Here is a 14432-nt window from a genome sequence, read left to right on the forward strand (position 1 = left end):
GCTATGCACGGCGGGCGGTTGGGGCAGTGGGATCGGGCAGAATTTCGCCGAGCGTCACGGCTAGGCTGATCGCCCGAACGAAGGAGGCGTCATGACAGGTCGAATGTTACGCGTGTTGCCGGCGATGGCGTCGCTGCTGTTGCTGGCCGGGGCAGCGGGGGCGGAAGCGGACGGCCCGCGTCTCGTCGTTCGCCTCGCGCCCGGCGCTCCGGATGCGGCGCAGCATGTGCCATTCGTCGATGTGACCCTGATCGCGCAGGGCATGCATGCGGCGGTGGGCGAGGCGCTGTTCGAGCTGCCGATGGTTGCCAACACCGTGGTCACCAGCGGCAAGGATCTGCAAGGGCTCGCGCTGACCGACGGCGCCGGTCCGATTGCAGTGACGACGCAGGACGAGGTGGAGGACGGGTCGAACACGACGCGTCGGTGGCGGGCGTCGCGGGCGGTCGATGGCGTCGTCACCGTGCGCTACCGCGTGCCGATCGATGCGTCCGCGCCGCCACTGGCGTTGCCGCAATATGAGATGCGGACCGAGGGCGGGACCTTTTCCGCGGCTGGCACCGCCTTCCTGCTGCTGCCGACCGACACCACGCCGCGCCGGGTCGAGGTGCGCTGGGACTTTGCGGGATACGGCACGGGCGGAGCCGGGGTGTCGAGCTTCGGTGTCGGCGACGTGACGAGCGCGGCGGCTATCCCTGCGAAAAAGCTGGCGTCGGCCTATTACATGGGTGGTCGGCCGGGCGTGGCGGTGCCGGAGACGGACGGGTTCTTCGCAGCGTGGCAGGGCCAGCCGCCGTTCGCGATGGCGCCGCTGATGACCTGGGCCGGGGCGCTGCACCGCTTCTATGGCGGTTTCTTCGGTTATACCCCGCCCAGCTTCGGCGTGTTCGGGCGCACCAACACGCGCAATCCGGGCAGCGGCATCGGCCTGACCGACAGCTTCGCCTATACCTTCAACCATACGTCGAAGCCCGACGACCTGCGATCGCTGCTGGCGCACGAGATGCTGCATAGCTGGGTCAATTCGCTCGACGGATCGATGGACAGCGCCGGCGGGCTGGACCGGTCGTGGTTCGGCGAAGGGCTGGCGGTGCATTACCAACGGACCTTGCCGTTGCGCGCGGGCATGATCTCGGCCGAGGATTTCCTGAAGGATCTCAACGAGACGGCGGGGCGCTATTACACAAACATCAAGATCGCGACGCCAAATGCGGCCATCCCCGAAGGCTTCTGGCGCGATACGCGTGTGCGGGTGCTGCCCTACGATCGCGGGTCGCTGTATTTCGAGGCGGTGGATGCGCAGATCCGGGCGAAGTCCGGTGGCAAGCGTTCGCTCGACGACATCGTCCGCGCGATGCTGAAGACGCGCCGCGGCGGCGGCACGATGAACGAGGCGCTGTACCGATCGCTGCTGAAGACGGAGCTTGGCACGAAGGGGATCGTCGACCTCGACGCGATGCTGGGCGGGGCGACGGTGCTGCCGCCGTCCGACGCCTACGGCCCCATGTTTCGCCGCGTGACGAAGCCGCTGCGCCGTTACGATCTGGGGTTCGACATGGCGTCGTTGCAGGCAAAGCCGAAGATCGTGCGCGGGCTGGTCGCCGGGTCGAACGCCGCCGCCGCCGGGCTGCGCAACGGCGACGAGATCATGAACGGCTTCCCGCAGGATGCGTTGCAGGGTGACCAGCAGGCCTATGTAGCGCTGGACGTCAGGCGAGGCGGACAGGCTTTTCAACTGCGCTATCAACCCCGTGGCGAGACGGTGCAGGCCTATCAATGGGTCCCGGTGAACCGCGGTGCGCTATCGAAGTCAGCTCTGGCGAACGGCCGATCACGGAAAAGATAGGCATAATAGAAGGTCCGCAGGCGCCGGTGAAACGCGCGGATGCGGTCCTGATAGGCGAGCTGCGCGCCCAGATCGGTCCGGGCGAGACGGGTCAGCAGCGCCTGGACGCCAACGGAGGGCAGGAACCAGCCGAGTGCGCGACCCGCGGCGTCGCGCGCCTCCAGTCCGGAACGATACGCGTGGACTCGGTCGCGAACGCTGTCGTCGCCGTTCTGGTGAAAGGCGAGATACCATTTGTAGTGAAATTCCGGGCCAAGGGGAGCGGAATCCGCCCATTCGGGATGGCCGGCGTAGAAGCGGCGCATCGTATGCCCGCGCGGGATGTCCCATGCGTCGTTCACCGCCTCGCGCTGCGCCAATGCGATCTCCGCCCCCTGATCGACCGGGATAGCAGCGTTGATCGCGACGTTGGCCAGCGTCGGCGCGATCAGCACCAGCACCAGCCATGTCGCTGCCAGCATCGCCGCGTTGGTCACCGAACTCCGGCTGAAGCGGCCCACCAAAGCCGCCAGCGCGACCCAGAACAGCAGATAGGCGAGGGTCACCGCCAGCACGGCCGCGATGATGCCGGCACCGACGCCCTCCGCCATCGCGGCGATGCCGAACGGCACGCCCAGCGCTGCCCACAGCATTGCCATACGCAGTGCCGTCCGTCGCCGCCACAGCGCCCGGCCACCATTCGGCAGGGCCTCCAGCGTGCGTAGCCGCCCCGCTTCGCACTCGCCCGAGACGAGGTCGTGGAACAGCGCGATCACGAACAACGGCGCGAGGAAGACCAGCACGAAGGCGAAGTCGAACCGGCCGGGCAGCGCCAGTTCGGGATTGAACGTGTCGCCGTCGTAGATCTGCGCCTCCAGCCCCAGCGCGCGCACGCGCAGGATGTAGGGCGAGACGTCGCGCATGCCGAACGCGGCGAAGGCGAGCGGCGCGGGCGCGTCCCACGTCGGATGGAAGCTGTAATAGGCCGCGCTGCCGGCATCTTTCGTGCGGTCGACATAATCGATGACGGCGCCGATATCCTCAGCCTGCGCCACCGGAATTGCGGCGATGGCGGCGCGTTGTCGCGACACTTCGGCGATGCCCGCCGCCAGCGCGGCGCTGGTCAGCAACGCCAGCAATATCAGGGCGATCACCGCCAGCCGTTGGCGGCCGAACAGCCGCAATTCGTACATGAACAGGGTCATCGGCGCTCTCCCAACCGGCGCGTGACGATCGCGAGCAGCGCGAGAGCGATCACCAGCCAGCCGATCACGATGGCCAGCCCGGGTAGCGCGGCGGTGGCGAGCGCTGTCCCCGTCGGCGCGACGAAGCGAAAATCGGGCATCGCCTGCCAATGGTCGCCCGACACACGCTTGCGGCGATCGGCGCCTGCGTCGACCGCGGTATCGTCGGCGTAACTGACGCCGTCCGCCTGCATCCGGTTCAGCCGCTGCACCAGTGCGTAGCGATACGCCTCGGCCTGTTCGAGGAAGCGGCGATGGCCGGCGAAGTCCGTGCCGGCCGCCGCCATCGACAACGAACGCAGCGCGATCGCCGGACTGAGCAGGCCGACCGCCTCGACGATCCCGTTCTGCCGCGCCTGTGCGGCGAAGCTGGCGGCGGCGTAGCGACTGAATAGCGATGCGGTAAACCGCTCGCCTTCCAGCGCCACGACGCCCTTGTAGTTGACCGGCAGGTCCTCGACGGTCGCGACACCGTAGCGGTCCAGTACCGATTGCTTGAATGCGGCGAAATGGGGATCGTCGGGATTGTGGCTGTCGCCCATCTTCCGCAGGTCGCGTGCGATCGCGACGTCGGTCTGCAACCGGTTCGCCAGCGGCACCGCAGCGCTCGCAAGATCGGGCGCGACCCGCGGCAGTAGCACCACGGCGACCGCCCATAACGCGACCAGTGCCAGCAACGCGTCGCGACTGCGCCGGACAGATGCGGAAACGAGCAGGATCAGCACCGCCCACAGCGCAAGATAGGCCGCATAGCCGAGCGCGATGATTAGCATCGGCAACACCAGCGCGCCGGGCTGTCCGGCGATCAGCAGCAGCCCGATCATTGCCGGGGCGCCAGCGACTAGGGCGACGGCGCCCAGAGCCAGCAGTTTGCCGCCCACCAGACGCCGACGGCCGACGCCCTGCAGCATCAGCAGGCGCAGCGTGCCGCTTTCCATCTCGCGCGCGAGTGCACCATAGCCGAGGAAGATCAGCAGCAGCGGCGCCACCGCCTGCAAGACGAAGGCCGGGGTCAGCTGACCGAAGCGCACCAGCAGCGAGCTTTGCCGGACGTCGCCGAAATTGGCGGTATTCTGGCGGTGCCCCTCGAGAAACATGCTGTTGCCGGTATAGGCGTCGACACCGGAATCGAACGCCGCAAGCGGACCCAGCGGGCGGAAGATGAAGGTGCCGTAATGCACCATTCGGTGCGGATGGCGATCCGGCTGTGCATCGAACGCGGTTTCGGCGGCACGGGCGTGACGGTCGCGCAGCCCGGCAATACCGTTCTGATGTGCCCGCGAACTCACCACCGCTACCAGCGTCAGCAGTACTAGCAACGCGAAAGCGATCATGGCGACGCGGTTGCGCGCCATCATCCGCAGCTCGTCGCGCGCAATCAGGCGGACGATGCTCATGCCGCCAGCCGCTCGCTGCCGATCTGGAAGCGGGCGTGGAGCGCCCGCACATCGAAACGCTCCGGCCCGCTCGCTGCCACTTCGAGCGCGACGCGGCCTGCTTCCAGAAAGGCGATCCTGTCGGCGACGTCGGCTGCGGACAGCAGGTCGTGAGTGACCATCAGCACCGCCGTGCCCCGCTCCCGCACCGCGGCCAGCAACGCGTTGAAGTCTGCGGTCGCGCGCGGATCGAGCCCGGATGTCGGCTCGTCGAGCAGCAGCACGGGCACCTGACGCAACAGCGCGACCGCAATCGCGACCTTCTGCCGCATGCCCTTGGAAAAGCCGCCCAGTCGCTGATCCCAGGCGCGCTCCTGCAATCCCGCCGCCGCCAGTGCGTCGACGATCGCCCCGCGCTCCTGCCGCTGGCTGGACAGCGCAAGCAGGTAATCGGCATTCTCGACCGCGGAGAGGTGTTCGTAGAGTGCGACATTCTCCGGCAGGTACGCGACGCGGCGACGCGTCTGGTCGGGGTTCGCGGCAGGATCGATCCCGCACACCGCGATCGTGCCCGATTGCGCGCGGGTGAAACCCAACAGCGCGGACAGCGTGGTCGACTTGCCCGCACCGTTGCCGCCGAGCAGCGCGGTGATGCTGCCGGCGGGCACTGCCAGCGACAGGCGGTCCAGCACGATATGCGCATCATATGCCAGCGTCAGATCCTGGATCAGGATCGGATCAAGATGGGAAAGGATGGGCGTCATCGATAACCTCGGTCTGGAAACCGGGGCCACATGCCGCATTGCGGTAAATGTGACAAGATATCATTGACGATGTTACATCATCACAGGCATAAAGCACGTCTGTCGAGGTGCGCCGCTACGGCCCCGATATGTGTTGCCGAAGGGGATATTCATTGCGCCGTTCCATGCTCACCGCCGTCACGGCCGGTGCCTTTCCCCTCGTGGTCGCGCTCTCCTGTCCATTCGCATCGGCCCAGTCGATCAAGGCCGACGAGGAGGCTCGCCGGGAGCGCGAGGAGATCACCGTCACCGGCGTCCGCCAGCCCTATCGCGGCAATTTCGCGTTGCGGGAGATCCCGCAGGCGATCGCGACGATCGACGACAGCGTCATCGAGGAGAATGCGATCCTGCGGCTGACCGATGCGCTGGACCTGAACGCATCGGTGGTGCGGCAGAATACGCTGGGCGGCCTGTGGGACAGTTTCGCCGTGCGCGGGTTCGTCGGCGACGAGAATTTGCCGAGCGGCTATCTAGTCAACGGCTTCAACGCCGGGCGCGGGTTCAGCGGTCAGCGCGATGTGGCGGGGATCGAGCGGGTCGAGGTGCTGAAGGGGCCGGCCGCGGCGGTGCTGGGGCGCGGCGAGCCGGGCGGATCGATCAACATCGTCACGAAGCAGGCCGAACTCGGCCGCAGTTTCGGCACCGCCTCGCTGCAATATCGCAGCTTCGACACCGTCCGGGCGGAGGGCGACGCCAATGTGGCGCTGACCGGGAACGTCACGGCGCGGCTGATCGGCTATGCCGAGAGCGGCGATACGTTCCGCGACATGGTGGAGCAGAAGCGCTGGGGATTCCTGCCGTCGATCGGCGTCGGGCTGGGTGAGGCCACGCGGCTGACCTATGATTTCGAATGGACGCGGGTGGAGGTGCCGTTCGACCGCGGCATCGTCGTGCTGAACGGCGATTTCGATACCGTACCCCGCTCGCGCTTTCTGGGCGAGCCGGGCGACGGCGATACCGTGGCGCGCGCGACGGGGCACCAGTTGCGTCTGCAGCATGATTTCAGCGACACGTGGAGCCTGCTGGTCGGGGCCAGCCACCGCGACACGCTGCTGACCGGCGCGTCGTCCGATGCGGAGACGGTGCGGTCGCGCCAGAAGCTGTATGTCGATGGCCGGTCGTTGTCGCGTCAGCGGCGGACGCGGCGCTACACGTCCGAACACAGCGTGTTCCGCGCGGAGATCGCGGGTGAGTTCATGACCGGGCCGCTCCGCCACCGCGTGCTGGCGGGTGGGGACTTCGACTATTTCGACACCGACCAGATGTTCACCCGCTATCGCGGACCCGTGGTGACGGCGACCACGACGGACCGCGCGGGCTATGTGCTGGACCTGCGCAACCCGGTCTATGGCCGGTATCCGGTCCCGGTCACGACGCCGACCACCGATCGGCTCGACGTGCAGCGCACCGCCGGTGCGTATGTGCAGGACCAGATCAGCCTGACCGACCGGTTGCAGGTGCGGATCGGCGGACGGTACGACGATTTCCTGCTGCGCGTGGACAATCGCCTGACGGGCGTATTGGGCCGGCGCCAGCGCAGCCGCTTCAGCCCGCAGGCGGGCATCGTCTATGAGGCGAGCACGCCGCTGTCGCTCTATGCGGCTTACGGCGAGGGTTACCGCGCCAATATCGGGGCGGATGCGACCGGCAACGTGTTCGAGCCGGAGACGAGCCGGTCGATCGAGGCGGGCGTGAAGCTGACCGCGCTGGGCGGCCGGCTGACGGGGACGCTGGCGGTCTATCAATTGCAGAAATCGAACGTGCTGGCGACCGACACGCTCAACCCCGGCTTTTCGATCGCGATCGGCAAGGCGCGCAGTCGCGGCGTCGAGTTGGACGTCAACGGTCGGCTGCCGGGCGGCGTCGACCTGCTGCTGAGCTATGCCTATACCGACGCGGAGGCGCGATCGCGCGTGCTGGACCCCAATTTCTCGTTCCAGATCGAACCCGGCGATCCGCTCATCAACATTCCCGATCACAATCTGAACGTGCAGGCGATGAAGCGCTTCACGCTGGGCAAGCGCGACGCGATGCTGGGGGCGGGCATCCAGTATCTGGGTCAGCGCAGCGGCGAGACGGGGACCGGCTTCACCTTGCCGTCGCACACGCTGGTACGGGTGTTCGGGCAGATCGGGGTGACCGACGATGTCGAGCTGTTCGGGTCCGTCGCCAATTTGTTCGACGAACACTGGTATGCCAACAGCTATTCGCCGGTCTGGGTGCAGCCGGGCACGCCCCGCACCGCCACGATCGGCCTGCGCGCCCGTTTCTGACCGGGTGACACGGCGAGACCGATCGGCCCCCCGTCGCATCGTTCAGCGTCGTTGCCGCAGCGCGCCTGGATCGACGACATCGTCGTTCGGCAGGGGCGGGCGGGCCGCGAGCGGGGCCACGTGGCGTTGCACCGCCCATGCGTCCATCGTCGCCATGGGCTGTTCGATTGTGGGGGCGAAGCGATCCGACATCATGTAGCTGAGGACGGCATGACGCAGTGATGGAGCCCCGGGGCGATCGGGCATGGCATCGGCGTTGAGGTCGAACGCGCTGACGATCAGCCTGCCGGTTCCCACCCGAACCTCGAACAGCAGCGCCAGTCGCAGGCTGCGGTTCCAGTCGTCGATCGGCTGGACGATCGGCCGGATGTCGTTGCCGAGCGATTCCATGTTCATCGCCGTGGTGTTCTCGATCAGGTCGATCCACTGCCAGTCGCAATGCGCGTCGGTCGGGAATCCACTCAGCGCCGGGTGGTCCGCGTCGTTGAGCAGGCCCAGCATCCACGCGCGGTTGGGATTCATCAGCCGGTTCCAGAAGATGGGCACCGTCGTCATCGCCAGATCGGGATTGCTCGCTGCCGGTTTGCCCGACAGGAACAATACGCGCCCGCCGGCGGCGAGGGCTGCGCGTGCCTCGCTCCATGATGCCGTGACGACGATCCCGTCCGTCGAGATCGCCGGAGGCGCTGCGGGATAGACCCAGATCGGCCAGCGATTGCGGATGCCGGTGCCGTGCAGTTCGAGGATCAGCGTATGGAAGCCCGGTGCGGGCAGGCGCGACAGGTCTGCCTCGACGATGCCGAGGCTCGTTCCCTTGCCGCGCGGAGCGGGCCGCTTCGCCAGCCTGCCGGACAGCCGCGTCCGGCCAGCGGCATCGATGATGCGCCAGCGCGGGTCGATCGCGTTGAAATCGCGGGGGCCGAAATGATAAAGTTCGGCAGCTGCGGTCAGCCGGTCCTGTGTCGTGAAGACGCGCTCCTTCAGCCGTACCAACGGCACCGTGGCGCTGCAGAATTCACGCCATTCGGGTGCGGCGACATAGCCCTTCCCCTCCCAGAAGGCGTCGAGTGGCCCCACCAGCGCGCCGCCCTGGCCAAGGTAATCGTGCAGATCGAGCATCTGGAACCCGGAATGCGAAGAGGTTCGCAAATTGGCCTCGATCTCCTCCTTGTAGCAGGCGACCTGAAAGCGGCCGGATGCCCGCGCCAGGTCGGCGTTGATGTCCAACAGGCCGTGCGCACGGGCGAGATCGCGCATGATCTCGTAATTGCCGGGGACCATATACGGAAGGTCGCCCAGATCCTTGCCGCGGGGAAACGCGGTGTAGGACTGCACGCCGTCGAATTTCGCGATGACGGAGAAGTCGGGATAGGCGCACCATTGCCCGGTTTCGTGGCTGATCACCGGCTGTGGGATCTTCCCGACATGCCCTTTCAGCTCGTCCTCGTAATCCTCGCCGAACCAGCCGCGTGGTCCGCGGACATCGGCGCCGATAACCAGAAAATCCGCGGCATACCGCGTGCCGGGGCCGCCCGGCGGACGCGCGACGCGCCCGGTGCCGTCGGTGTAGAGCCGCCGCGGATCGGCGGCCTTCCACCGTTCGTCCCATTGCGGCAGTTGCGCGTGGAATTGCCCGGCGGGCTCGTTACTCGCGCCGAGCATGATGAAGGATGGATGGTTGCCATAGGCCTTGATCAGCCGGGCCGTTTCATCGTGCAGGAGTGCGAGCATCCGGCCGGCGGGATCGAAGTTGTTCCACATCCCGCATTCGGGCTGGAGGTAAAAGCCGAGTTCGTCCGCGGCGGTGAACGCCGCCTCCGGCGGGCACCAGCTGTGGAACCGCATGCCGTTCAGGCCCCACTCCTTGCAGATCGTGATGATCCGCTTCCACGTCTCTACGTCGGTCGCCGGATAACCGGTGAGGGGAAAGCCCCCGCCATCGTGCGTGCCGCGCATGTTCAGGATCTGACCGTTGATCAGGATGTCGCGACCTGCCGTCGTGATCTCGCGCATGCCGAACGTGATATCGCGTCGATCGGTGCCGGACGGGCTGTCCAGCGCCAGCGTTACGGTTTGCAGGTGCGGGGTGAATTCGGACCACGGACGCGCGTCGGGCAACGGCAGGTCGATCGCGGCGTGGCCGCCCGCGACCGCCCATTCGACTGGAACGGCGACGCCGTTCGCCTTCAGCACGCCGCGCCCCGCGGTATTGGTGGCGTTGCCGATCGTGACGCGGACCAGTGCGCTCCTGTCCGTCAGGTTGGGGTGAACCTGTGCGTCCTCGATCCAGACCGTCGGCGTCGCGGTCAACTCGATCCGGCCGACGACGCCGTTCCAGGTCGCGCCTTCGCCGTCTGATACGGCATGCCCGTCCGGACGGTATACTGGTTCCTGCATGCTGTTATCGATGCGCAGCGTCAGGCGATGCCTCCCGACCGGCAGCACACCGAGATCGAAGTCATGCGGCGCGACCAGCGACGAATCGGACCCGACCATCCGGTTGCCGACGAAGACGTCGGTGCGCCATCGGGTGCGTTCTAGATGTAGTTTTACGAGCTTGCCGGCCCAGGCCGCCGGGATGTCGATATCCCGCTGATACCAGGCGACGCCGAGATAGTGGCGGATCGGCTGGGAGAGGTAGGGGACCTTCACGTTCCCGGGGACGGTGTAATCCTTGTATTGCGGCAACGTATACCAGCGCATGTCGCGGGGCAGCGCGGCGACGAACTGCGTATCGGGCGTGATGGCGTTCCCGAACCCCTGCGTCTGGAGAATGCCCGGAAGGTTGATCCGCAGATCCGACGGCATGACCTTGTTGAACCAGTAATCGGCCGATCCGACGTCGGCCGGATCGAGTGCGAAACGCCATTCCCCGGCAAGCGACATGGCGTTCGCCCGCGCCGCGCGGGGCGGCGCCGGCACCGCATGGACGGCGGCCTGGACACCGGCGGCGCCGATCATTCCGAGGAACGCGCGGCGCGGTAGCAAGGTATCCGTCATCAAGGCCACTTTCCCGCAAAAGTACGCCATTCGCAATTGTTCTTGCCAGTGGCTGTGGCGTATTTGTACCACAACGTCATATTTTGGAACCCAATATCAAGTTCACCTGCAAAAACGTATTGCAAATATGAAATCGGCCTGCGACGTACACGGGGTCGTCATGGCAGCCACCATGCCATGACAGGGGAAGCGGGTGCCATTCCGGTGGTATTCGAATGACATACGGGTCCGTCGGCGCGCTTCGCGGCGGACAATCGATGCGCGATCACAAGACGATAAAAAAGAACGACATGGGAGAGGCAAGATGAGAAAACATGGGGTGAAAGCCGTCGCGCTGCTGGGGGTGTCGACGCTATCGATCGTATCGACGGGCTTCTTTCCAACGGCCGCCGTCGCACAACAGTCAGTTGCGCCGGTCACGGGCGCAAGCGGGCAGACGACGCCGCGCGCAACGCCCCCATCATCACAGGCATCAGCGCCGGGTGCCGCGCAAGCCGCCCCGAACGCCACCGACACGGTCGCGCCATCGCCGCAGACGAGCGCTACTGCCCCGGCACAGACCGCATCCTCGACGCGTGATCCCGAAGAGCTGAACCAGGATCTGGATCGTCCCGCGCGCGCGGCGCCCGATGCGGGCGGCGATCCGACCGATGCTGAAATCGTCGTCACCGGCGTCCGCGCCGCCGAAGCTTCCGCGATCTCGCGCAAGCGGACCGCGCGCACGGCGCAGGATTCGATCGTCGCGGACGACGTCGGCCAGTTCCCGGACAAGAACGCAGCGGAGGCGATCGCCCGTATCGCCGGTGTCGCGCTCGACGTGTCGGATTCGGGCGAGCAGGGCGGCTTCACCATCCGCGGCCAGTCCGCGGACCTGATCCGCGTCGAGGTGGACGGCATGACGACGCTGTCGACCAACGATCAGGGCGGTCGCGCATCGTCGGTCGGCGAATTGTCGTCCGACCTGATCAAGAGCGTCGACGTCATCAAGGGCCAGACGGCGGACATGACCCCCGGCGGCGTCGGCGGCACCGTGCGGATCGAACAGCGCAGCGGCCTCGATTTCAAGGAACCGCTGTACCGGCTGAACCTGCAGAGCATGTACCAGACGCTGAGCGAGAAGGCGTCGCCGCGTATCAACGCGATCGCCACGCGCAAGTTCTTCGACGGCGACGTCGGCCTGATCCTCAACGGTACGTACGAGGATCAGAAAGTCGGCACCGACTATGCCCGCGTCACCGTGGCGAATGCCGGCTATATCCCGCTCGGCGATTACGACAATTCACCGAACAAGAGCTTCACGACGCCCTTCGATCCCGTCGCCGCGGCGGTGACGACCAAGGCGGGTTGCGCGGCGCTGTCGACGACGGGGATCAACAGCCGCCTGAACTGCTATGCGCAATGGGAGGATTTCGTCCCGTCGTTCCCGCGTCCGGGTCGTCAGGTCAAATCCGATCAGCGCATCTCGTTCCAGGCGCGAGCGGACTGGCGCGTCAATCGCGACCTCGTCCTGTTCGCATCGTACAATCCGAACTTCCGCCGGGTATCGTCGCAGGATTACAATTGGAGCGTCGCGACGCCGGTCGGCACCACCAACACGTCCGGCGTGCTGACCGGCAGCAATATCCGCAACGTCGTCGTCAACGAGAACCATTATGTCACCGCATTCGATATCGCGCGGGGCACGGGCAACCAGTTCAGCAACACGCTGACGGTCACCAGCCAGGTTCGCGACATCCAGCGCAAGATCGAACAGCATTACGCGCAGACGGGTGCGGACTTCATCTCCGGGCCATGGACGGCCAAGGCGCGCATCCAGTACAGCCGGGCGTCGTCCAATCGCCAGGACAACGCCTTTTCGTTCCTCGCGCCGGCCGACGTCGCCAATTACAGCGTGTCGCCCGACAATGGCCTGTGGAGCATCAAGGTCCCGAACGTCGACCTGTTCAATCCCGCGTCTTATTATCCGACGGTCGGAACGAACGGCGTCAGCGCCGGCTCGCAATACGAATACACGCCCTATGACGACAAGAACAGCGAGTGGAACTACCAGCTCGACGTCGATCGCACGTTCGAAAGTCTTGGTCCGATCGTCCGGGTCAAGGCCGGTATCCAGCACCGCACCCGCGACAACGAAAGCTATCGCAACAACGGTTCGCAGCTGTCGCCGGGCGTGGTGCTGACGCGGGCGCAATCGCTGGACCTGATCCAGTTCTGCGATCCCGCGGCCGCGCCGGCGGCGACGCCGTGCCAGTTCGGCTCCGTACCGCGTGTCACGACGGCCGGAACCACCGATCAATTGTCGCGGATCTATACGCTGACGCGCGATCAGTATCAGAATCTGATCAACGGCAGCCTCGTCGGTCTGCCGGGCGCGGAATTCTTTGGCGGCGCACCCAATCGCGGCGACCTGATCTCGTCATGGGGCACGTACGACGTCGGCAAGTTCCAGAAGATCCTGAGCAGCTACATCGACCTCAACTACCGCAACCTCGACTGCCTGTACGAATGCACGGCCTCGGACGGCAAGACGTACAAGCGACCGACCTATCTGACGTCGGAAGTGACGTCGTCCGCCTATGCGATGATGGATTTCGAAACCCGGCCGCTGAATATCCTCGTCAACGGCAACATCGGCGTCCGCTATCAGCGGATCAAGGTGAACGCACAGCCGGTGATCGACTTCAGCCGCCGTGTCGCGACGCCGATCACCACGCCGTTCCCCGGCTATACGATCGAAAACCAGCTGATCCGGCGCGAGGTCGGGGATGTGCAGCGCACCAGCGAGGACTGGCTGCCCAGCTTCAACCTTGCGGTGTGGCCGATCGATGAGCGGCTAGGCCTGCGCTATTCGGCGGCGCTGCAACGCGCGCGTCCCAGCATCCTTCAGCTGACCGGCAACGGCACGGTGTCGTGCGGTCTGGTCGATCCTGCGCAGCGTGCCGCGCTGGAGGCGTTCATCGCCGCCAATCCGGGTGCGATCCAGGACGACGATCCCTCGACCGACGACAATGCCGAGGGCGGTGCGGTGCTCGCCAACTTCGTCAATCGCTGCACCGGCCGCATCGGCAATCCCGAGCTGAAGGGCTATGGCGCCACCACGCAGAACCTGTCGCTGGAATGGTATCCCAACAAGGACACGCAGTTGAGTGCAGCCGTCTACCAGATCAGCGTGCGGTCGGGTCGTCCGGAAGACATCAACATCGGTGCCTATCAACTCGGCGGCGATACCTACGAGGTTTCGACCTATCAGGACGGGCCGAGCGGCCTGCGCCAGCGCGGGTTCGAGGTCGCGGGCCGGACCGCCTTCACCTTCCTGCCCGGCTTCCTGCGTCACACCGGTGGCGGGTTCAACTATTCGTTCACCAAGTCGAACGAGAAGAACACGTTCGTCGACCTGTTCACCGGAACGGCGTTGCCGCCGCGTTCGGAGTCCAAATATTACTACAACCTCAACCTGTGGTATGACGACGGCAAGCTGAACGCCCGTATCGCCTATCAGAAGCGCGATATCTTCTATGCCTTGACCGAAGCGAATGCGGTGAACCGGATCCCCAGCACGCAGGGGATCACGGGCAGCGTGGCGACATCCTATTACAAGGTTGTCACTCCGGTGTTCAAGAACGGCACCGAAACGCTCGACGCCCGCGCCGCCTATGCGATCAGCAAGAGCTTCCAGCTGTTCGCCGAGGGCAAGAACCTGTTGGGGACGCCGATCGAGAAGTTCGCGCCCAGCAAGTATCGCGAGATCGGTGGCGGTATCCCGTACATGTACGATTCGCTCTACGCCGGAAAGACCTTCTATGCCGGCGCGATCATCACGTTCTGATCCCCTATGCGTGCCGGCCCGATGGCCGGCACGCCACGACCTTCCTCCCCCTGGAAGACCCTGGGCTGTCGGGATCTGACGATGT

General features: G+C 65.8%; 7 protein-coding genes. 3 read left to right on the top strand and 4 right to left on the bottom strand.

Going from position 1 to position 14432, the window contains the following annotated elements; all coding sequences use genetic code 11:
* Positions 1–91 precede the first annotated feature (91 nt).
* On the top strand, positions 92–1846 hold the full coding sequence (locus NF699_15370; GenBank protein ID USU04409.1) for a peptidase M61: 1755 nt from the start codon (positions 92–94) through the stop codon (positions 1844–1846).
* Here the strand turns inward: NF699_15370 and NF699_15375 are convergent.
* The 3 genes from NF699_15375 to NF699_15385 are packed head-to-tail and all read right to left on the bottom strand — an operon-like array spanning position 1774 to position 5209.
* Positions 1774–3030, bottom strand: a complete 1257-nt coding sequence (locus NF699_15375; protein USU04410.1) for a DUF3526 domain-containing protein — start codon at positions 3028–3030, stop codon at positions 1774–1776. The two genes, NF699_15370 and NF699_15375, sit on opposite strands and share 73 nt — an antisense overlap.
* The gene (locus NF699_15380) at positions 3027–4466 is read right to left on the bottom strand and encodes a DUF3526 domain-containing protein (GenBank protein ID USU04411.1); all 1440 of its coding nucleotides are present in this window, start codon (positions 4464–4466) and stop codon (positions 3027–3029) included. Before NF699_15380 ends, NF699_15375 begins: the two co-directional genes overlap by 4 nt.
* Positions 4463–5209: an ATP-binding cassette domain-containing protein gene (locus NF699_15385; GenBank protein USU04412.1), complete on the bottom strand. Its 747-nt coding sequence runs from the start codon at positions 5207–5209 to the stop codon at positions 4463–4465. The genes NF699_15380 and NF699_15385 overlap by 4 nt, the downstream gene beginning before the upstream one ends.
* A 164-nt stretch (positions 5210–5373) precedes the next feature.
* On the opposite strand from NF699_15385, the gene NF699_15390 reads away from it, so the two are divergent.
* Positions 5374–7521: a TonB-dependent siderophore receptor gene (locus NF699_15390; GenBank protein ID USU04413.1), complete on the top strand. Its 2148-nt coding sequence runs from the start codon at positions 5374–5376 to the stop codon at positions 7519–7521.
* 42 nt (positions 7522–7563) lie between these two features.
* On the opposite strand, the gene NF699_15395 is transcribed toward NF699_15390, so the two are convergent.
* Positions 7564–10521 carry a hypothetical protein gene (locus NF699_15395; GenBank protein ID USU04414.1) on the bottom strand — a complete coding sequence of 986 codons (2958 nt, stop codon included), beginning with the start codon at positions 10519–10521 and terminating at the stop codon, positions 7564–7566.
* Positions 10522–10825: 304 nt separating this feature from the next.
* Here NF699_15395 and NF699_15400 point away from each other — a divergent pair, with 304 nt between their 5' ends.
* Positions 10826–14347: a TonB-dependent receptor gene (locus NF699_15400; GenBank protein USU04415.1), complete on the top strand. Its 3522-nt coding sequence runs from the start codon at positions 10826–10828 to the stop codon at positions 14345–14347.
* Positions 14348–14432: the final 85 nt, after the last annotated feature.

Source organism: Sphingomonadaceae bacterium OTU29LAMAA1 (assembly GCA_024072375.1).
GTDB lineage: Bacteria > Pseudomonadota > Alphaproteobacteria > Sphingomonadales > Sphingomonadaceae > Sphingomonas.

What these genes read in the sequence shown, in the direction of transcription:
- NF699_15400 (USU04415.1), top strand. Translation starts at nt 10,826, where the DNA reads ATGAGAAAACATGGGGTGAAAGCCGTCGCGCTGCTGGGGGTGTCGACG.
- NF699_15390 (USU04413.1), top strand. Translation starts at nt 5,374, where the DNA reads ATGCTCACCGCCGTCACGGCCGGTGCCTTTCCCCTCGTGGTCGCGCTC.
- NF699_15385 (USU04412.1), bottom strand. Translation starts at nt 5,209, where the DNA reads ATGACGCCCATCCTTTCCCATCTTGATCCGATCCTGATCCAGGATCTG.
- NF699_15395 (USU04414.1), bottom strand. Translation starts at nt 10,521, where the DNA reads ATGACGGATACCTTGCTACCGCGCCGCGCGTTCCTCGGAATGATCGGC.
- NF699_15370 (USU04409.1), top strand. Translation starts at nt 92, where the DNA reads ATGACAGGTCGAATGTTACGCGTGTTGCCGGCGATGGCGTCGCTGCTG.
- NF699_15380 (USU04411.1), bottom strand. Translation starts at nt 4,466, where the DNA reads ATGAGCATCGTCCGCCTGATTGCGCGCGACGAGCTGCGGATGATGGCG.
- NF699_15375 (USU04410.1), bottom strand. Translation starts at nt 3,030, where the DNA reads ATGACCCTGTTCATGTACGAATTGCGGCTGTTCGGCCGCCAACGGCTG.